The following is a 19,494-nucleotide window of genomic DNA, read 5'->3' as shown; positions in this document are numbered from 1 at the left end:
ATCGGCCGATGGAACCCGTCACGCTCACCACCGACCGCCTCCTCCTGCGCGCGGTCGGCCCGCAGGACACCGACGCGGTGTACGCCGCCTGCCAGGACGCCGACATCCAGCGCTGGACCACGGTCCCCTCCCCGTATCTTCCCGAGCACGCGCAGAGCTTCACGGAGCAGATGTGTCCGGACGGCTGGGCGAACGGCTCGATGTTCACCTTCGGCCTCTTCCTGCGCTCCGGGGAGTTCACGGGCATGCTCGGCGTCACGATGCGCTCCCTGGGGGTGGGCGAGATCGGCTACTGGGGCGTCAAGGAACACCGGGGCAACGGCTACATGACCGAGGCCGCCGTCGCCGTCTCCCGCTGGGTCTTCACGAAGCTGTCGGTCGACCGGGTGGAATGGCGCGCCGAGGTGGGCAACCGGGGCTCCCGCGCGGTGGCGGAACGGGCGGGCTTCGTCGTCGAGGGCACCCTGCGCTCCGCGGTCAACAACAAGGGCGTGCTGCGGGACTCCTGGGTGGGCTCCCTGCTGCCGTCCGACCTGGGACTCGCCTCCACCATGCCGTACCTGCCCGCCGGGGAGTGAGGGAGCGGGAGCGGAAGAAGAGGGACGGGTGAGGGGGCGGGAGCGGGCGGGGAGGTGGCGTCCGCCCGAACCCGGGGCCGGTGTCGGTGCCGCCCTCTATCGTGCGGACGTATGACGACTCTCCCGCGTCCGGCCACGGACCTTTCGGCGGCAGAGGCCCGCCGCATCGCCCTGCGCGCCCAGGGCTTCCTGGGCGCCCCCGACCGCCGTTCCGGCGTCCGGGGAATCCTGCGTCACCTGGGTGCGGTGCAGCTCGACACCATCTCCGTCCTCGCCCGCTCCCACGAGCTCATCCCCTACGCCCGCCTCGGCGCCGTGGGCCGGGAAACGGTCGAGGCCGCGTACTGGAAGGCCGGCGCCCAGCCGCCGCGCGCGTTCGAGTACTGGTCGCACGCGGCCTGCATCCTGCCCGTCGAGGAGTGGCCGCACTTCGCCTTCCGCCGCCGCGCCTACCGCGGCCGCCCGCACTGGAACCACGAGCTCCCCGACGGCGCCTACGACCAGGTCGTCAAGCAGCTCCGCGCCCAGGGCCCGCTCACGGCCACGGAGTTGGGCGGCGCGAAACGCACCAGCGAGTGGTGGGACTGGTCCGGTGCCAAGGTCGCCGTCGAGCGGGCCCTGATGTACGGCGAGGTGGTGTGCGTCGAGCGCCGCGGCTGGAAGCGGGTCTACGACCTCGCCGAACGCGCGATCCCCGACGCCCTGCTGCACGACGGGCTGGACGACGCCGAGTGCCTGCGCCGTCTGGTCCGCCTGGCGGGCCGGTCCCTCGGCGTCGGGACCCGTGCGGACCTCGCCGACTACCACCGTCTCAAGGGCGATCAGGTCGACGCGGTGATCGCCGACTCGGGCCTGGTGCCGGTCACGGTCGAGGGCTGGTCCAAGCCCGCCTGGGCCGATCCGGAGGCCCTCGCCGCGCCTTCGCGCGGACGTCACCGTACGACGCTGCTGTCCCCGTTCGACTCCCTGGTGTGGGAACGGGCGCGCACCGAGCGGATCTTCGGCTTCACCCACCGTCTGGAGGCCTACGTGCCGAAACAGAAGCGGGTGCACGGCTACTTCGCGATGCCCGTGCTCGCCGGCGGCCGGCTGGTCGGCCGCGTCGACCCGGCGCGCGAGGGCCGCACACTGGTGGCCAGGCAGATCACGCTGGAAGGCCCCAAGGCGGTCCCCGCCGTGGCGCAGGCCCTGGTCGAGGCGGCGAGCTGGGTGGACTGCACGAACGTCCGCGTGGAGCGCGTCGACGCGCCCGAACTGCGCGAACGGCTCACCCGGGAGCTGACCCGCGCCCTCGCCTGACGTCACCGGATCTCGAGGATCTTCTCCCGCATCGCGTAGACCACCGCCTCCATCCTGGAGTGCAGCTGCAGCTTCTCCAGGATGTTGCGCACGTGGTTCTTCACGGTGTTCTCGGAGATGAACAGCTCCTTGGCGATGTCGCGGTTGTTCATCCCCGTGGCGACGAGCTTGAGCACTTCGAGCTCACGGTCCGTCAGCCGGGGCGCGGGCACCAGCCGACGCTCGTCGGTGCGCTGGATCATCGACTTGAACTCGGTGAGCAGCTTCGACGCCATGGAGGGGCTGATCTGCGACTGTCCGTCGGCCACCGCCCGAATGGCGGTGGCCACCTCGTCCGTGGAGATCTCCTTGAGGAGGTAGCCGGTCGCGCCCGCCTTGATGGCGTCGTAGAGATCGGCCTCCTCGTCACTGATCGTCAGCATGATGATCTTCGCGCTGGGGGCCACCTCCTTGATGGAGGTGCACGCCTCGATGCCGCCCCGCTTGGGCATCCGCACATCCATCAGGACGATGTCCGGCAGCAGGTCCGCCGCCTTCTCCACGGCCTCGGCGCCGTCCCCCGCCTCGCCGACGACCTGGATGTCCTCCTCGGCCGCGAGGACGATCTCCAGTCCCCGGCGGAACAGCGCGTGGTCGTCCACCACCAGGACCCTGATCGGCTCCCTGCCCGCCTCCTCGGCCGGTTCACCGGCCGGTTCCTGGTACCTGGAGCCCGCGTGCGGGCCCGTGCCGGTGACGCCGTCGTCGGAGTCCTCTCCACGCATAGGGCCGAAGCTGTCCGCCATCGTTCCTCCCCCTGAAGGCTGTGGCCGTGGTCGTGAGCCATCGCCAACCCAAGGCAACGGCCCACCGATTGGGCCGTTGCCGCCATGATTCCATGCCCGGACGGCACCGGGGTGCCGACGGGGGATGCGAAGTGGTCGCACACCGGTGCCCCTGGGGGCGCGCGTGTGCGCCCCCAGGGGCACCGGTTCAGCCACCGCCCCCCGCGGGGTCAGCCGCCGAGGGGTCCGCCCGCCTCGGGAGCAGGCGGCTGCGTGACCATCGTGTCCGTGCTGAGGTGGATCACGCCGTAGTCGTAGGCGTGCCGCCGGTAGACGACACTGGGTTCCTTCGTCTCGGAGTCGACGAACAGGTAGAAGTCGTGCCCGACCAACTCCATCTCGTAGAGAGCCTGATCGAGGGTCATGGGGGCGGCCACGTGGGTCTTCTCGCGGACGATGAGGGGGCCGTCACCCTGTACTTCCAGTGTGCCGATCTTCTTGGTGGGGACTGCGCCCTGCCCCTCCTCGGGGGAATGCGCGCCCGTCCCGTTGAGCGTCGCCGCGCCCGGGACGTGCTCGGGGACCTCCGCCGCCGAGATCCTGCGCGCGCCGCGCCGTGAATAACGCTTGTCGTGCTGCTTGCGCAGCCGTGCGTCCAGCTTCTCCGCTGCCAGGTCGAGCGCCGCGTACGGGTCGCTCGCCGCTGCCTCCGCCCGGATCACCGGACCGCGGGAATGGAGCGTGATCTCCACTCGGGCGCTGCGGTCGGCCTGCCGGGGGTTGGGCTCCTTGGACACCTCGACGTCGAGGCTGATCACCTTGCCGTCGAGCTTCTGGATCCTCTCCAGCTTCAGCTTCTCGGCCACGTGCTTCCGGAACCGCTCGGGCACCTCGATCTTGCGGCCCTTGACGACGATGTCCACGCAGAACTCCGTTCCCGGATCACTCCGCCTCGGTGCGGAGCGTCTCCCTTTTGCACCAGGCCCCGGTCGGCCCCGGAACCTCGGACTCGGTGACTTCCACCTCCATCCCCCATGGACGAGATCTCCAGTCCACCAGCCCGGGTAATAACAGAAAACCCGTGACACGGCATTCGGATTCGAGAGGTGCGGCCTGCGGCTTTCCCTCTCAACCGAACATATCTCGCCCGGACGGATGTCGTCACCCTCTACTGCCGCGTACCTCCGTTCAGGTGAATTTACCCTCTCACTACCTGCAACGATTCAAGTTCCCCGTCAGTTCCGGTTTATTTCGAAAGAATCCGGTGAAGCCGCAACAACCGCCGCGCACTTCACGTCAATGGGCCGATCGGCCCTGCTCATCCCCGTCACCAGGGTCGAACGGCCCGACCCTTGATCCACCCTCTCGTGAACCGATCCGTTTCGCCGCTCCCGTCGTTCCCGTCGCTCTTGGTCTTCCCCTCGTGCTCCTCTCCTTTCCCATGTCTCACCCCTGTACACGAACGCGGGCGCCGAAATACTCGAATCAGGCCCGACATCCACCCCCGTGCGCGCCCCTCGCGCCCCCCACGCCCCCACGAGCGCTCCCGCACGCGGCGCGGTGGGCGACGCGAGACGCACCGCACGCGCGGCCTCCGCCAACGACGCCCCGGTCGTCATCAGGTCGTCGACGAGTACGACGGAGCCTTCGCGCAGCAGCCGGTCACAGCCCGGCACCACCGCCAGCGCACCGGCGAGGTTGGCCAGCCGCCGCCGGGCGTCGAGCCCCGACTGGTCGGCCACGTCCCGCCGATGACGCAACGCGGGCAGCACCGAGACGGGCAGCCCCTGGCGCCGCAGCGCACCCGCCGCCGCCCGCGCGATCCGCAGCGCAGGGTCGTGTCCACGGGCCCGCACGGCCCGCCGCGCGGACGGCACGGGCACCAGCAGGACCGCCCCGCGGTGACCACTCACCGCCCCCGGAGCCTCACCGGGGCCCGGCCGCGCCGCCTCCCACCGACCCGTCTCCCCCGTCTCCCGCAGCCCCGCGCGCACCGCTCTCGCCAGGGCCTCGCCCAGCGGCCGGGAGAGGGCCAGGGCGCCCCGCTCCTTGTGGGCCAGCAGCACGGCACGCACCTCGTCCGCGTAGAGGGCGGCGGCGTGCACGACCGGCAGCCCGGCCGGCCGCGGCACCGGGCACACCCCGCGTGGCGCGGCACCGCTCAGTGCCGTACGGCACCGCTCGCAGAGCACCGCACGAGGTCTGCCGCACCCGCCGCACTCGGCAGGGAGCACCAGGTCGCTCAGGTCCTGCCACCAGCCCCGCATGGCCCCACTGTGCCAACGCCCGCGGCCCCCGGCCACCCCTGTGGAAAACTCCGCACGACCCGCAGGCCGGCCACCCCGGACGGACCGGTCACCCCGGATAGACCGGCGCGGTCCCCTCCGTCACCTTCTGCCACTGCGCACCCGACGGCAGCCGCACGATCCCGTCCACCGAGTACGCCACCAGCGGCACCTGCTCGTCGGGGGAGGCGGTCACCGCCTTGACACCGGTCAGGGCGGCGGGCTGAGGCACCTCGGGGACGGAACCGTCGACCTCGACGTACCGCATCTGCTCCACGCCTCCCTCCTCCCGTCCGACCACCACGAGCCGGCTGTCCCCGGTCCAGGACATGGCGGTGACCTTCTCCAACTCCGGCGTCGCGGGGCGAAGTTCCACCACGGTGACGGTCGGCTGCTCGCCCGTGGTCCGTTCCTGCCCGTCCGGACCGTCCCGCTCGATCCGCCCGATCATCAGGGACCGCCGGTCGCCCTTGGCCACGACGAGCGCGACCCTGACCCCGTCGGCGGCGACCCGGACCGCCTGGATCCGTCCGTCCAGGCCCGGTGTGCGTACTTCCAGCGGTTCGCCCCCGCCCTCCTCCAGCAGGAGCAGCCGGGCGTTCCCGGGATCCTGGTCGGCCACCCACAGGCCGCCGTGCGCGTCCCAGCTGGGCGCGGTGAGCCGGTCGTCCTCGGACTTGCCCGCGCTGGTCAGCACGGGCTCCCCGAGCGAGCCGCCCGGCGCCAGCGATCCGACGTACAGCGACTTCCCGTCGAGCGCGACCCCGGCCGCGGCGTGCTCGTCCCGCGCGACCGCCACCGACCGCAGCCGCGCCGTGCCCTCGCCGAGCGCCCCCGGCACCGGCTCCGGCTGGGTGGCGTTGCCGCCCGCGACGATCCGTACCAGCCGGTGCTCCTCGTCGATGAAGTACAGGTAGTCGGGGTGGTTCAGCGATCCCCGGTCGGCCACGGTCTTGGTGGCCTCCTGGGTCAGCGAGCACAGCTTCTTCCCGGCGGCCCGCAGCTCGACCTCGTCCACGGCGGGGCTGAGGTTGCGCAGCGTGAACAGCATCTGGGTCGCCATCTCCTCGCACCTCTTGGTGCCGACGTCGGCCGCCTTGTCGTTGAGCGGCACGGTCAGCCTGCCCTGGTCGTCCGCCGTCAGCGGACCGGCGTCCTTGCGCAGCTCCGTACCCGTGGGGAAGCTCGACCTGACGGCCGGGTCCAGCCAGTTCGTGGGCCCGCCCAGGAGGGAGCGGACCATCTGGGTGGTGGGCTCCACATGGCTGCGCACGTAGACCGGGTCGGCGACCGCCATCGACGGACCGTCCTCGTCGGCCCCACCGGCTCCCGCGGTGTTCGAGGCGAAGTAGTACTTGCTGACGGACATGTAGTTGCGCTGGAAGTCCGACTTGCCCATGACGACGCCCTGCGGCACCCCGTCGATGCGCCACTGGCGGGTCTTCACGTCCCGGGTGAGATGCACGAGCTGGTCGTACGGCCCGGAGTCGGCCGTGTACGCCTGCTGCGCGTCCACGGTGGCGACCTTGTCGCCGGTCAGCTTGAAGAAGAGCTCCCCGGCGTCCTCGCGGCCCGACGAACCGGCCTGAGCACCCGGCCCGTCCGCCAGCACCGTGGTGGACAGCTCCGGCTTCCACACCTTCGCCGCCTCATCGGTCAGATACTGGCGCGCGGTGCTGTAGTCCGGATCGTCACTGGTCAGCGCCTCCAGGAAGCCCTGCATGATCTGGGGCGGCGACGCGTCCTCACTCGGCGGCATCGCGAACACCCGCACCTGCGCGTCCAGGCGGGGCGTGGAGTCCACGCCCCGCACATCCCCGCTGTCGGGCATCGAGGCGCACCCGGCCAGCAGTACGACACCGCTGGTGGCGTACGCCACCACGCGTGCCGGAGCCGTCCTGCCGCGTCCTGCGCGCTCACCGCCCACGCGAAGCCTCCCCTTGCCTGTCCGCCGGCCGGTCCCCGGACCGGTCCTCGGGTTCGTTCTCACTCCGGTCCGTGACCGCCGTCCCGTTCTCACCGCCGGGGCCGCCAGAACCGGCGCCCGTGTCGGCGCCGGCCGGCTCTCCGGCTCCCGCCTGCTCTCCCTGCCGCGCCCCGTCCCCCGGCGGCCGCGACACCACGCGCGCGCCGTTGCCGGGCAGTGCCGTCGGGTCGGCCGTGGGGACCACGGTGGCCGAGAGCGTCGCGAGCGGATCGCGGGCCGCTCGGGCCGATCCGTCGGTGTCCACGGGCCGCGCGGGCACGGTGGACTGTTTCCTGCCGTCCCCGCCGCCCCCGCCGCCCTGCGGCTCTCCGGCACCGCCGAGTCCGCTGTTGCGCCGGGAATCCCTGGGCTCCAGGGGGATCGGGGAGCCCCGCAGCGGTTCGTCGGCCGTCCTGGGCAGCGTCAGCCGGAACTGCGAGCCGCCGCCCGGCTCGCCCCATGCCTGGAGCCAGCCGCCGTGCAGCCGCGCGTCCTCCAGGGCGATGGACAGCCCCAGTCCCGTACCGCCGGTGGTGCGCGCACGTGCCGGGTCCGCCCGCCAGAAGCGGCTGAAGACCCGGGTCGCCTCACCGGGCTTGAGCCCGACACCGTAGTCCCGCACCGCGACCGCGACCGCCCCGCCCGCCGCGGCGAGCTTGACGACCACGTCCTTGCCGTCGCCGTGCTCCACGGCGTTGACGACGAGGTTGCGCAGGACGCGCTCCACGCGTCGCGCGTCGGCCTCGGCGACGACGGGCTGCTGGTCGCCGACGATCTTGATCGGCGTGCCCTTGCGCTCGGCGAGCGGCTCGGCCCCGCTGACCACGCGCCGTACGACTTCGCGCAGGTCTATCGGCTCCGCCTCGAGCGCCGCCGCGCCCGCGTCGAAACGGCTGATCTCCAGCAGGTCCGAAAGCAGCGACTCGAACCGGTCGATCTGGTCCGCGAGCAGTTCGGCCGACCGCGCGGTGATCGGGTCGAAGTCCTCACGCGCCTCATGGATGACGTCCGCGGCCATCCGTACGGTCGTCAGCGGCGTCCGCAGTTCGTGGGAGACGTCCGACACGAAACGGCGCTGCATCCGCGACAGCTCCTCGAGCTGGTTGATCTTCAGCTGGAGGTTCTGCGCCATCTTGTTGAATGCCTCGCCGAGCCGCGCGATGTCGTCCTCACCGGTGACCTTCATCCGTTCCTGGAGACGCCCGGCGGACAGCCGCTCCGCGATCCCGGCGGCCATCCGCACCGGCGTCACGACCTGCCGCACCACGAGCCAGGCGATCGCCCCGAGGAGGACGACGACGAACAGCCCCGCGGTCGCCAGAGTGCCCTTGACCAGGCTCAGCGACTTCTCCTCCTGCGTGAGCGGGAAGAGGTAGTACAGCTGGTACGGATCACCGTTGGGGTCGTTGACCTGCTTGCCGATGACCAGGCCGGGCTGCGAGTCCGCGCCGTTGCTGTAGACGATCCGCGTGTACCGCTGGGCCGCCGCGGTGTTGGTGTCGATCCTGTCCCGCAGGTTCCCGGGCACGCTCTGCGACGGGTCGACGTGCCCCGAGGCACGCGGGCCACGCCCGCCGCCGCTCTCGTCGTCCATGGGCAGGGTGACCACGTCGAAAGCGCCCTGGCCGCCGCTGGAGAGCGACTCCACGAGGTCACTCATCCACTGGATGACGCTCTGCGAGGACCGGTCGCCCACCGCGACCGCGTCCTCACCGGTGCCGCTCGAGGCCTCGTCGGCCTGCTGCTTGGCCACCGCGAACCCGCCGGTGGCCTGGCTCTGCGACGCCTTCACCTTGGCGTCCAGCAGACCGTTGCGTACCTGGCCGATGACGACGAAGCCCAGCAGCAGGACCACGCCCAGCGACATCAGCAGCGTGGTGACGACCACCTTCAGCTGGATGTTCCGCCGCCACAGCCGCATGACGGGCAGCAACGGCCGGCGTACCCAGCGCACGAACAGGCGGATCACCGGGCTGCCCTGGACTCCGCCCTGCAGCAGCCCGTCCTTGAGCAGGCGCCCCCGGGGGGAGCGCCCTGGTGCCCGGCTGCCGGACGGCAGGCCGACAGGCCGCTCCGGTCGGTCCCCGGACCGGCCGGGCGCCGAAGCGGCACTGTCCCCGGACATGTCAGCTCGGTCCTGCCTTGTATCCGACGCCACGGACGGTCACCACGATCTCCGGCTTCTCCGGGTCCTTCTCGACCTTGGAGCGCAGCCGCTGGACATGGACGTTCACCAGCCGGGTGTCGGCCGCGTGGCGGTACCCCCAGACCTGTTCCAGCAGCACCTCCCGCGTGAACACCTGCCACGGCTTGCGGGCCAGCGCGACCAGCAGGTCGAACTCCAGCGGGGTCAGCGCGATCGACTGCCCCTCCCGCTTCACGGAGTGTCCGGCCACGTCGATCACCAGGTCGCCGATGGCGAGCTGTTCCGGCGCAGGCTCCTCCGACCTGCGCAGCCGCGCCCGGATCCGGGCGACCAGTTCCTTCGGCTTGAACGGCTTGACGATGTAGTCGTCGGCACCGGACTCCAGGCCCACCACGACATCGACGGTGTCGCTCTTCGCCGTGAGCATCACGATCGGCACCCCGGACTCCGCCCTGATCAGGCGGCACACCTCGATACCGTCCCGGCCGGGCAGCATCAGATCGAGCAGCACCAGGTCGGGCTTGGCCTCACGGAAAGCGGCCAGCGCCTTGTCGCCGTCGGCTACGAAAGACGGTTCAAAACCTTCACCACGCAACACAATGCCGAGCATCTCGGCCAGTGCGGTGTCGTCGTCGACGACAAGGACTCTTCCCTTCATAAACGACATCATCCCATTAGCTCATCGTGACCGGGCGTGACCTGGCGCACAGCTCGGCCAGGGCCTCGGTCGTCACGGGTGAGACGGCACCTTCCTCCGTGACGATCGCCGTCACCAGTTCCGGTGGTGTCACGTCGAACGCCGGGTTGTACGCCTGGGTCCCCAGGGGTGCCACAAGAATCCCGCCTCCCGCTTCGGTTCCGGCCACCGGCACCCGTGGTGCGGTGACCTCGGTCACTTCATGCCCGGGGCGCTGCTCGACCTCGATGGAGGCCCCGTCCGGCGTCTGCGGATCCACCGTCGTCACCGGGGCCACGACGATGAACGGCACGTGGTGGTACCGCGCCAGCACCGCGAGCGGATAGCTCCCCACCTTGTTCGCCACCGAGCCGTCGGCCGCGATGCGGTCCGCCCCTATCAGTACCGCGTCCACCTCACCGGCCGCGAACAGCGATCCCGCCGCGCTGTCGGTGAGCAGGGTGTACGCCATTCCGCGGCGGGCCGCCTCGTATGCCGTCAGGCGAGCACCTTGCAGCAACGGACGCGTTTCGTCCACCCACAGCCTCCTGAGACGGCCCGCCCGATGCGCCGCCAGCGCCACCGCGAACGCCGTTCCCTCGCCGCCCGACACCAGTGAGCCGGTGTTGCAGTGGGTGAGGATCCGGTGTCCGCCACCGGGCAGCAGTTCGTCCAGCAGCGTCAGTCCGTGCCCGGCCATCCGCGCGCTGGCCTCGGCGTCCTCGCGGTGCAGCCGCCGTGCCGCGGCCAGCGCGGCCACCGCCGCCTCCCGCTCGTCGCCACCCCGGGCGAGAACGCCCCGGTGGGCGGCGAGGGCCCGGCGCACCCCCACCGCGAGGTTCACCGCGGTGGGCCGGGCGCCCTCCAGCGCGGCCGCGGCGTCGTCCACGTCGAAGCCCCGTGCGGCGGCGAGTGCGACGCCGTACGCACCGGCGATGCCCAGCAGCGGCGCACCGCGCACGGCCAGCGAGCGGATCGCCTCCACCAGCGCGGGTGCGTCCGTGCAGACCAGCTCGACCTCCTCGGCCGGCAGTCTCGTCTGGTCGAGAAGGATCAGAACGGGCCCTTCGGGTGGCTCTTCCCAGCGGAGCGCAGGGATCTCGGTCGGCCGTTTGTCGTCGCTGCCGTGTGCGTACTGATCAGCCATGCGGCCAGTCTGCCCCCTGGGACGCGGACAATTGAAGGTACAGCCCGTCCCTCGCCGGATCCGACAGGTCCGGCAGGTCCGTTGACGAACACCCCATGGCACGATGGCTGCGAACCTGCCGCCGCGACCGCGGACGGGCACCGTGAAGGAGCGACGATGAACGACACTCCGGGCTGGGCCTCGCCCGGATCCGCCCCGTCCGACGGGCAGGAACCGGGCGAGTCCCGGCCTGCCGGGCCCGCAGACCGCCCGCACCCCGAGCAGCCGGGGCAGCACGCGCCTCAGGGGCCGGGCGTCAAGTGGTCGAAGGAGCAGCCACCGCCCAGCCAGTGGTCCGCGCCCACCGGCCCGCCCGGCGCCACGGGCCCCGGCCAGGCTCCCCATCCCGCACCGCCCGGCCCGGGATGGGGCACCCCGCCCCCCGGCGGCCCCACGGGGCCCGGAGGATACGGCGGCCCAGGCGGCTACGGAAGTCCCGGCGGTTACGGGGCCTGGGGAGGCGGCTGGGGCGGTCCCCCGCCCGCCGCGAAGCCCGGTGTGATCCCGCTCCGCCCGCTCGGTGTGGGCGAGATCCTCGACGGCGCGGTCTCCACCATGCGCACCCACTGGCGCACGGTCCTCGGCCTCTCGCTGACCATCGCCGTCCTCATCCAGCTCGTCGTCGTCCTCGTCCAGGGACTGTTCCTGGACAGCTCCAGCGCCGCGGCACTCAGCGACCCGAGCGCCACCCTCGACGAGCTGACCGGCGCCCTGGGCGCCTCCCTGCTCAACAGCGGGATGGTCTCCATGATCACCCTGATCGGCGCCCTCACCGCCACCGCCCTGCTCGCGACGGTCACCAGCCGTGCCGTGCTCGGCACGTCGGTCACCGCCGCCGAGGCCTGGCGCACCGACCGTCCCCAGGTCCTGAAGCTGTACGGCCTGATCTTCCTGCTGCTGCTCATCGCTGTCGCCGTCATCGCCGTGGGCGCGCTGCCCGGCATCCTCGTGACCGCCACGGTGGGCGGTCCGCCCGGCGCGCCGCTCACCGTGCTGGGCGTCATCGGCGGTGGCGTCGTCGCCGTGTGGCTGTGGGTCCGCTTCTCGCTGTCCGTGCCCACGCTGATGCTGGAGAAGCAGGGCGTCATGAAGGCGCTGAGCCGGTCCGCGAAGCTGGTGCGCGGCTCCTGGTGGCGGATCTTCGGCATCCAGCTGCTCGCACTGATCATCGCGAACGTCGTCGCGTCGATCGTCGTCATCCCCTTCGCCCTCGTCGCCACGGCGTTCGGCAGTGGCGGTGTCTCCGGTTTCCTCGACGGCACCGGCGGCGACATCGGCTGGGCGTTCCTCATCATCAGCGGGATCGGCTCGGTCATCGGCTCCACGATCACGTTCCCGATCACGGCCGGCGTCACCGTGCTCCTCTACGTCGACCAGCGCATCCGCCGCGAAGCCCTCGACCTCGAACTGGGCCGCGCCGCCGGCATCCAGGGGTACGGTCCCGGCACCACCCCGGGGAGCTGAGGGGGTGCACACCACGGGGGGAGTTCTCACTTCGGCGCGGGCGCTGTCCGAAGCCGCCGGCGGCACCGTGCACACACTGCTGCGCGGCGACGGCGAGCCGCCCGTCACCATCCCGCGCGATCCCGCGCGGGAGGCGGCCCGGCGCGAACTGTCCAAGCAGATGTACCACGAGAACGATCCCAGCTGGTTCGAACAGGTCCTGGACACCTTCTGGGAATGGGTCGGCAAGCTGTTCGACGCCGCCGCCACCGCGACGCCCGGCGGTGCGCTCGGACTGATCGTCGTCATCGCCGCCGTGGTCGCCGTCCTGGGCGCCCTGTGGTGGCGGCTGGGCACCCCGCGACGCGGGCCGGCCTCCGCGCCCGCGCTGTTCGACGACCGGCCCCGCAGCGCCGCCGAACACCGCGCGGCCGCCGAGGCACACGCCGCCCAGGGCCACTGGAACCAGGCCGTGCAGGAACGCATGCGCGCCGTCGTCCGCGCCCTGGAGGAACGGGCCCTGCTCGACATCCGCCCGGGCCGCACCGCCGACGAGGCGGCAGCCGAGGCGGGCCGTACCCTGCCCGCCCACGCCGACCGGCTGCACACCGCCGCGCGGAGCTTCGACGACGTCACGTACGGCGGCCGGACCGCGACGGAACAGTCGTACCGGCACCTCACCGAACTCGACCGTGACCTGGAACGCAGCAAACCCCGGCTCGCGGGCACCGCTGCCGGCCACGGCAACGGCGACGGCACGAACACCAGCGACCGCAGCGACAACACGGGCGGCAGCGCCCGCCAGGGAGCCGCCGGATGACGACCGAGGTAACGCTCCCCTCCACCTCCACCTCCACCTCCACCTCCACCTCCACCTCGGCCTCGCCCACCACCCGCCAGGTGTGGACCCGCGCGCGAGGTGTCGTCCTCGCGCTCGTCCTGCTGATCGTGGCGGCCGTCGTGATCGCCGTGGTCCGCTCCGACGCCCGCCACGGCGAACTCGACCCGCGCTCCGCCGACCCCCACGGCAGCCGCGCCGTCGCCGAACTCCTCGCCGACCGCGGTGTGGACACGCGCGTGGTCACCACCCTGCAGGAGGCGTCCGCCGCCGCGAGCCCCGACACGACCCTCCTGGTCGCCGTCCCCGACCGCCTGACCCACCGCCAGCAGTCGAGACTGCACGCCGCAATCGCCGACTCCGGCGGCCGCACCGTCCTGGTCTCCTCCGGCAGCGCGTCCGTCGACCGGCTCGCCCCGGGTGTCGTCGCCGATCCGGCCACCAGCTTCGGCTCCACCCTCTCCCCCCGCTGCTCCCTGCCCGCCGCCCGCAGCGCGGGCACCGCGGACACGGGCGGCATCCGCTACACCACCACCCACCTCGACGTGGACGAGTGCTACCCCAGCGAGCGCCTGGCCACCCTGCTGCGCATCCCCGCGGCCACCGGCGGCGGCGACACCGTCCTCATCGGTGCCCCCGACATCCTCCTCAACGACCGCCTCGGCGAGCACGGCAACGCCTCGCTCGCCCTCCAACTCCTCGGCTCGCGCCCCCATCTGGTCTGGTACCTCCCCTCACTCGCCGACGCCTCCGCCGCCTCCGAGGACGGCGAGAGCGGCTTCTTCGACCTGCTCCCCTCCGGCTGGCTCTGGGGCACCCTGCAGCTCTTCATCGCCGCAGCCCTGGCCGCCCTGTGGCGGGCACGCCGGCTCGGCCCCCTCGTGCCCGAAAGACTTCCCGTCGCGATCCGCGCCTCCGAAACCGTCGAAGGCCGCGCCCGCCTCTACCGCAAGGCGAACGCCCGGGACCGCGCGGCCGCCGCTCTTCGCTCCACCACACGCACCCGCCTCGCCCCCCTCGTAGGCGTCCCCGCCTCCCAGGCACACGCACCCGAGGCCCTGCTGCCCGCCCTGTCCGCCCGCCTGCACGGCGACGGACAGCAGCCCTCCCCACACGATCTCCTGTTCGGCCCGCCGCCCGGCGACGACGCGGCCCTGACCTCCCTCGCCGACCGACTCGACGCCCTCGAAAGAGAGGTACGCCGTCCATGATGGACCCGACCACTGACAACGCCGCGCACACCGGGGATCCGGCCGCCGCCAGGGCCTCCCTGGAGGCCCTGCGCGCCGAGATCGCCAAAGCCGTGGTCGGCCAGGACCCCGCTGTCACCGGCCTCGCCGTCGCCCTGCTGTGCCGCGGCCACGTGCTCCTCGAAGGCGTTCCCGGCGTCGCCAAGACACTGCTCGTCCGCACTCTCGCCGCTGCTCTGGAACTCGACACCAAACGCGTCCAGTTCACCCCCGACCTGATGCCGAGCGACGTCACCGGCTCCCTGGTCTACGACGCCCGCACCGCGGAGTTCTCCTTCCAGCCCGGCCCCGTCTTCACCAACCTCTTCCTCGCCGACGAGATCAACCGCACGCCCCCGAAGACCCAGGCGTCGCTCCTGGAGGCCATGGAGGAACGGCAGGTCACCGTCGACGGCACCCCCCGCCTCCTCCCGGAACCCTTCCTCGTCGCCGCCACCCAGAACCCCGTGGAGTACGAGGGCACCTACCCCCTCCCCGAGGCACAGCTCGACCGCTTCCTCCTCAAGCTCACCATCCCCCTCCCGTCCCGCCAGGACGAGATCGACGTCCTCACCCGCCACACCGAGGGCTTCGACCCCCGCGACCTGCGTGCCGCCGGCGTACGCCCCGTCGCGAGCGCCGCCGACCTGGAAGCGGCCCGCGCCGCGGTCGCCAGGACGACGGTCTCCCCCGAGATCACCGCCTACGTCGTCGACATCGTCCGCGCCACGCGTGAATCGCCGTCCCTGGCCCTGGGCGTCTCCCCCCGAGGAGCCACCGCCCTCCTGTCCACCGCCCGCGCCTGGGCCTGGCTGACGGGACGCGACTACGTCACCCCCGACGACGTCAAGGCCCTCGCCCTCCCCACCCTCCGCCACCGCGTACAGCTCCGGCCGGAGGCCGAGATGGAAGGCGTCACGACCGACTCGGTCATCAACGCCATCCTCGCCCACGTCCCCGTCCCCCGCTGATGGCCTTCACCGGACGCGCCGCCCTCCTCGCGGCACTCGGCTCTCTCCCCGTCGGCATCTGGGAACCCGGCTGGACGGGCATCCTCGCCGTCAACGCTCCCTTGGCGGTGGCCTGTGCCTGCGACTTCGCCCTGGCCGCCCCCGTACGCGGGCTCGGCCTGAGCCGCTCCGGCGACACCTCGGTGCGGCTGGGCGACAGCGCGGACGTCACCCTGACGCTCACCAACACGTCCCGCCGTCCGCTCCGTGCCCGCATCCGTGACGCCTGGCCCCCTAGCAGTTGGCAGCCCGGCACCGAGGTGGCGGCCTCCCGCCACCGTCTGTCGGTCCCCGCCGGTGAACGCCGGCGCATCACCACCCGGCTGCGTCCCACCCGCCGGGGCGACCGCCAAGCCGACCGCGTCACCATCCGCTCCTACGGCCCGCTCGGTCTCTTCGCCCGCCAGGGCACGCACCAGGTTCCCTGGACGGTACGGGTGCTGCCGCCGTTCACCAGCCGCAAGCACCTGCCGTCCAAACTGGCCCGCCTGCGCGAACTGGACGGCCGCACCAGCGTCCTGACCCGCGGTGAGGGCACGGAGTTCGACAGCCTGCGCGAGTACGTTCCCGGCGACGACACCCGCTCCATCGACTGGCGTGCCACGGCCCGCCAGTCCGCCGTGGCGGTACGCACCTGGCGCCCCGAGCGAGACCGCCACATCCTGCTCGTCCTCGACACCGGCCGCACCTCCGCGGGCCGTGTCGGCGACATCCCCCGCCTCGACGCCTCCATGGACGCGGCCCTGCTCCTCGCGGCGCTCGCCTCCAGGGCCGGCGACCGCGTGGACCTCCTCGCCCACGACCGCCGCCTCCGCGCCCTCGTACAGGGCCGGTCCGCGGGCGATGTCCTCCCATCCCTGGTCAACGCCATGGCCACGCTCGAACCGGAGCTCGTCGAAACCGACGCCCGGAGCCTCACCGCCACGGCCCTGCGGACGGCCCCCCGCCGTTCTCTGATCGTCCTGTTCACCACGCTCGACACGGCCCCCATCGAGGAGGGACTGCTTCCCGTACTGGCCCAACTCACCCAGCGGCACACAGTGCTGCTCGCATCGGTCGCGGACCCCCACCTGGCCCAGATGTCGAAAGTCCGCGGAAACGCCGATGCGGTGTACGAGGCGGCGGCCGCCGCCCAGGCCCAGACCGAACGCGACCGGACAGCGGAGCAGCTCCGCCGCCACGGCGTCACCGTCGTCGACGCGACCCCGGACGGTCTGGCGCCGGCACTGGCCGACGCCTATCTGGCACTGAAAGCAGCGGGTCGCCTCTGACAAAGAACCCCACGACCAGAAAAGGGCAGGTGGGAGACCTGCCCCTGAAATGCAGAAAGCCCCGCACCATATCGGTGCGGGGCTCTCCCACAATTTGTTCGGCGGCGTCCTACTCTCCCACAGGGTCCCCCCTGCAGTACCATCGGCGCTATAAGGCTTAGCTTCCGGGTTCGGAATGTAACCGGGCGTTTCCCCTACGCTATGACCACCGAAACACTATGAAACACTCAACCGCACCACGCCGTGGCCCGGCATGGGGTCGTTCGTGGTTTCAGAACCAACACAGTGGACGCGAGCAACTGAGGACAAGCCCTCGGCCTATTAGTACCGGTCAACTCCACACCTTACGGCGCTTCCATATCCGGCCTATCAACCCAGTCGTCTACTGGGAGCCTTACCCCATCAAGTGGGTGGGAGCCCTCATCTCGAAGCAGGCTTCCCGCTTAGATGCTTTCAGCGGTTATCCCTCCCGAACGTAGCCAACCAGCCATGCCCTTGGCAGGACAACTGGCACACCAGAGGTTCGTCCGTCCCGGTCCTCTCGTACTAGGGACAGCCCTTCTCAAGACTCCTGCGCGCGCAGCGGATAGGGACCGAACTGTCTCACGACGTTCTAAACCCAGCTCGCGTACCGCTTTAATGGGCGAACAGCCCAACCCTTGGGACCGACTCCAGCCCCAGGATGCGACGAGCCGACATCGAGGTGCCAAACCATCCCGTCGATATGGACTCTTGGGGAAGATCAGCCTGTTATCCCCGGGGTACCTTTTATCCGTTGAGCGACGGCGCTTCCACAAGCCACCGCCGGATCACTAGTCCCGACTTTCGTCCCTGCTCGACCCGTCGGTCTCACAGTCAAGCTCCCTTGTGCACTTACACTCACCACCTGATTGCCAACCAGGCTGAGGGAACCTTTGGGCGCCTCCGTTACTCTTTAGGAGGCAACCGCCCCAGTTAAACTACCCATCAGACACTGTCCCTGATCCGGATCACGGACCCAGGTTAGACATCCAGCACGACCAGACTGGTATTTCAACGACGACTCCCCCACCACTGGCGTGGCGGGCTCACAGTCTCCCAGCTATCCTACACAAGCCGAACCGAACACCAATATCAAACTGTAGTAAAGGTCCCGGGGTCTTTCCGTCCTGCTGCGCGAAACGAGCATCTTTACTCGTAGTGCAATTTCACCGGGCCTATGGTTGAGACAGTCGAGAAGTCGTTACGCCATTCGTGCAGGTCGGAACTTACCCGACAAGGAATTTCGCTACCTTAGGATGGTTATAGTTACCACCGCCGTTTACTGGCGCTTAAGTTCTCAGCTTCGCCCCACCGAAATGGAGCTGACCGGTCCCCTTAACGTTCCAGCACCGGGCAGGCGTCAGTCCGTATACCTCGCCTTACGGCTTCGCACGGACCTGTGTTTTTAGTAAACAGTCGCTTCTCGCTGGTCTCTGCGGCCACCCCCAGCTCAGGAAGCACGTTCCCTCACCGGTGATGGCCCCCCTTCTCCCGAAGTTACGGGGGCATTTTGCCGAGTTCCTTAACCATAGTTCACCCGAACGCCTCGGTATTCTCTACCTGACCACCTGAGTCGGTTTAGGGTACGGGCCGCCATGAAACTCGCTAGAGGCTTTTCTCGACAGCATAGGATCATCCACTTCGCCACAATCGGCTCGGCATCGGGTCTCACCCTGGATGAGTGGCGGATTTGCCTACCACTCGGGCTACACCCTTACCCCGGGACAACCACCGCCCGGGCTGGACTGCCTTCCTGCGTCACCCCATCACTCACCTACTGCAGGTCTGGTCCGTCGGCTCCACCACTCCCCTCAACTCCGAAGAGATCGGGGCGGCTTCACGGACTTAGCATCGCCTGGTTCGATGTCTTGCGCTTCACAGCGGGTACCGGAATATCAACCGGTTGTCCATCGACTACGCCTGTCGGCCTCGCCTTAGGTCCCGACTTACCCTGGGCAGATCAGCTTGACCCAGGAACCCTTGGTCAATCGGCGCACACGTTTCTCACGTGTGTATCGCTACTCATGCCTGCATTCTCACTCGTGAACCGTCCACAACTCGCTTCCGCGGCTGCTTCACCCGGCACACGACGCTCCCCTACCCATCACGATCCCCGTTGGGGGTTGATATCGCAATGACACGACTTCGGCGGTACGCTTGAGCCCCGCTACATTGTCGGCGCGGAATCACTAGACCAGTGAGCTATTACGCACTCTTTCAAGGATGGCTGCTTCTAAGCCAACCTCCTGGTTGTCTGTGCGACTCCACATCCTTTCCCACTTAGCGTACGCTTGGGGGCCTTAGTCGATGCTCTGGGCTGTTTCCCTCTCGACCATGGAGCTTATCCCCCACGGTCTCACTGCCGCGCTCTCACTTACCGGCATTCGGAGTTTGGCTAAGGTCAGTAACCCGGTAGGGCCCATCGCCTATCCAGTGCTCTACCTCCGGCAAGAAACACGCGACGCTGCACCTAAATGCATTTCGGGGAGAACCAGCTATCACGGAGTTTGATTGGCCTTTCACCCCTAACCACAGGTCATCCCCCAGGTTTTCAACCCTGGTGGGTTCGGTCCTCCACGAAGTCTTACCTCCGCTTCAACCTGCCCATGGCTAGATCACTCCGCTTCGGGTCTTGAGCGTGCTACTTCGGCGCCCTGTTCGGACTCGCTTTCGCTACGGCTTCCCCACCCGGGTTAACCTCGCAACACACCGCAAACTCGCAGGCTCATTCTTCAAAAGGCACGCAGTCACGACATGCAGGCAAGCCTGCATGCGACGCTCC

General features: G+C 70.2%; 14 protein-coding genes and 2 rRNA genes (1 of these 16 cut by a window edge). 7 read left to right on the top strand and 9 right to left on the bottom strand.

Annotated elements, in window-relative coordinates; genetic code table 11:
* Window positions 1-8: 8 nt before the first annotated feature.
* Window positions 9-578 carry a GNAT family N-acetyltransferase gene (locus ACTWJ9_RS20155; RefSeq protein WP_279335639.1) on the top strand — a complete coding sequence of 190 codons (570 nt, stop codon included), beginning with the start codon at window positions 9-11 and terminating at the stop codon, window positions 576-578.
* Between the two features lie 111 nt (window positions 579-689).
* Window positions 690-1,877, top strand: a complete 1,188-nt coding sequence (locus ACTWJ9_RS20150) for a winged helix-turn-helix domain-containing protein (protein WP_279335638.1) — start codon at window positions 690-692, stop codon at window positions 1,875-1,877.
* A 2-nt stretch (window positions 1,878-1,879) separates the two neighbouring features.
* On the opposite strand, the gene ACTWJ9_RS20145 is transcribed toward ACTWJ9_RS20150, so the two are convergent.
* From ACTWJ9_RS20145 to mtnA, 7 genes are all read right to left on the bottom strand, one after another.
* On the bottom strand, window positions 1,880-2,662 hold the full coding sequence (locus ACTWJ9_RS20145) for a response regulator transcription factor (RefSeq protein WP_279335637.1): 783 nt from the start codon (window positions 2,660-2,662) through the stop codon (window positions 1,880-1,882).
* Window positions 2,663-2,871: 209 nt separating this feature from the next.
* Complete coding sequence (hpf, locus tag ACTWJ9_RS20140; RefSeq protein ID WP_279335636.1) at window positions 2,872-3,564, bottom strand: ribosome hibernation-promoting factor, HPF/YfiA family; 693 nt, start codon at window positions 3,562-3,564, stop codon at window positions 2,872-2,874.
* A 312-nt stretch (window positions 3,565-3,876) separates the two neighbouring features.
* Window positions 3,877-4,908, bottom strand: coding sequence for a ComF family protein (locus tag ACTWJ9_RS20135; RefSeq protein WP_279335635.1), 1,032 nt, complete (start codon window positions 4,906-4,908; stop codon window positions 3,877-3,879).
* 88 nt (window positions 4,909-4,996) lie between these two features.
* The gene (locus ACTWJ9_RS20130) at window positions 4,997-6,853 is read right to left on the bottom strand and encodes an LpqB family beta-propeller domain-containing protein (protein WP_443294538.1); all 1,857 of its coding nucleotides are present in this window, start codon (window positions 6,851-6,853) and stop codon (window positions 4,997-4,999) included.
* Entirely contained in the window at window positions 6,843-9,017 is a 2,175-nt protein-coding gene (gene mtrB / locus ACTWJ9_RS20125; RefSeq protein ID WP_279335633.1) for an MtrAB system histidine kinase MtrB, read from the bottom strand. Before mtrB ends, ACTWJ9_RS20130 begins: the two co-directional genes overlap by 11 nt.
* A gap of 1 nt (window position 9,018) precedes the next feature.
* Window positions 9,019-9,708, bottom strand: a complete 690-nt coding sequence (gene mtrA / locus ACTWJ9_RS20120; protein ID WP_193478414.1) for a two-component system response regulator MtrA — start codon at window positions 9,706-9,708, stop codon at window positions 9,019-9,021.
* Window positions 9,709-9,712: 4 nt separating this feature from the next.
* A complete protein-coding gene (mtnA, locus tag ACTWJ9_RS20115) occupies window positions 9,713-10,861 on the bottom strand; it encodes an S-methyl-5-thioribose-1-phosphate isomerase (RefSeq protein WP_443294537.1) in 1,149 nt (382 codons plus the stop codon).
* 156 nt (window positions 10,862-11,017) lie between these two features.
* Here mtnA and ACTWJ9_RS20110 point away from each other — a divergent pair, with 156 nt between their 5' ends.
* From ACTWJ9_RS20110 to ACTWJ9_RS20090, 5 genes are read left to right on the top strand one after another with little or no spacing between them, the layout of a single operon-like run.
* Window positions 11,018-12,364, top strand: a complete 1,347-nt coding sequence (locus tag ACTWJ9_RS20110) for a glycerophosphoryl diester phosphodiesterase membrane domain-containing protein (RefSeq protein ID WP_443294536.1) — start codon at window positions 11,018-11,020, stop codon at window positions 12,362-12,364.
* 4 nt (window positions 12,365-12,368) lie between these two features.
* Window positions 12,369-13,163, top strand: a complete 795-nt coding sequence (locus tag ACTWJ9_RS20105) for a DUF4129 domain-containing protein (protein WP_279335630.1) — start codon at window positions 12,369-12,371, stop codon at window positions 13,161-13,163.
* Window positions 13,160-14,392: a DUF4350 domain-containing protein gene (locus ACTWJ9_RS20100; RefSeq protein ID WP_443294535.1), complete on the top strand. Its 1,233-nt coding sequence runs from the start codon at window positions 13,160-13,162 to the stop codon at window positions 14,390-14,392. The genes ACTWJ9_RS20105 and ACTWJ9_RS20100 overlap by 4 nt, the downstream gene beginning before the upstream one ends.
* A complete protein-coding gene (locus tag ACTWJ9_RS20095; RefSeq protein ID WP_279335628.1) occupies window positions 14,392-15,381 on the top strand; it encodes an AAA family ATPase in 990 nt (329 codons plus the stop codon). Before ACTWJ9_RS20100 ends, ACTWJ9_RS20095 begins: the two co-directional genes overlap by 1 nt.
* Window positions 15,381-16,691: a DUF58 domain-containing protein gene (locus ACTWJ9_RS20090; protein ID WP_279335627.1), complete on the top strand. Its 1,311-nt coding sequence runs from the start codon at window positions 15,381-15,383 to the stop codon at window positions 16,689-16,691. Before ACTWJ9_RS20095 ends, ACTWJ9_RS20090 begins: the two co-directional genes overlap by 1 nt.
* A 96-nt stretch (window positions 16,692-16,787) precedes the next feature.
* Here the strand turns inward: ACTWJ9_RS20090 and rrf are convergent.
* Together rrf and ACTWJ9_RS20080 are read right to left on the bottom strand one after the other, a co-directional pair.
* Window positions 16,788-16,904 (bottom strand): 5S ribosomal RNA (gene rrf / locus ACTWJ9_RS20085).
* Between the two features lie 88 nt (window positions 16,905-16,992).
* Window positions 16,993-19,494 (bottom strand): 23S ribosomal RNA (locus ACTWJ9_RS20080) (it continues 621 nt past the right edge of the window).

This window comes from Streptomyces sp. GDS52, assembly GCF_052246875.1.
Lineage (GTDB): Bacteria > Actinomycetota > Actinomycetes > Streptomycetales > Streptomycetaceae > Streptomyces > Streptomyces cathayae.
The sequence above is the reverse complement of the archived record's forward strand: the minus strand, read 5'-3'. Positions and strand labels throughout refer to the sequence as shown.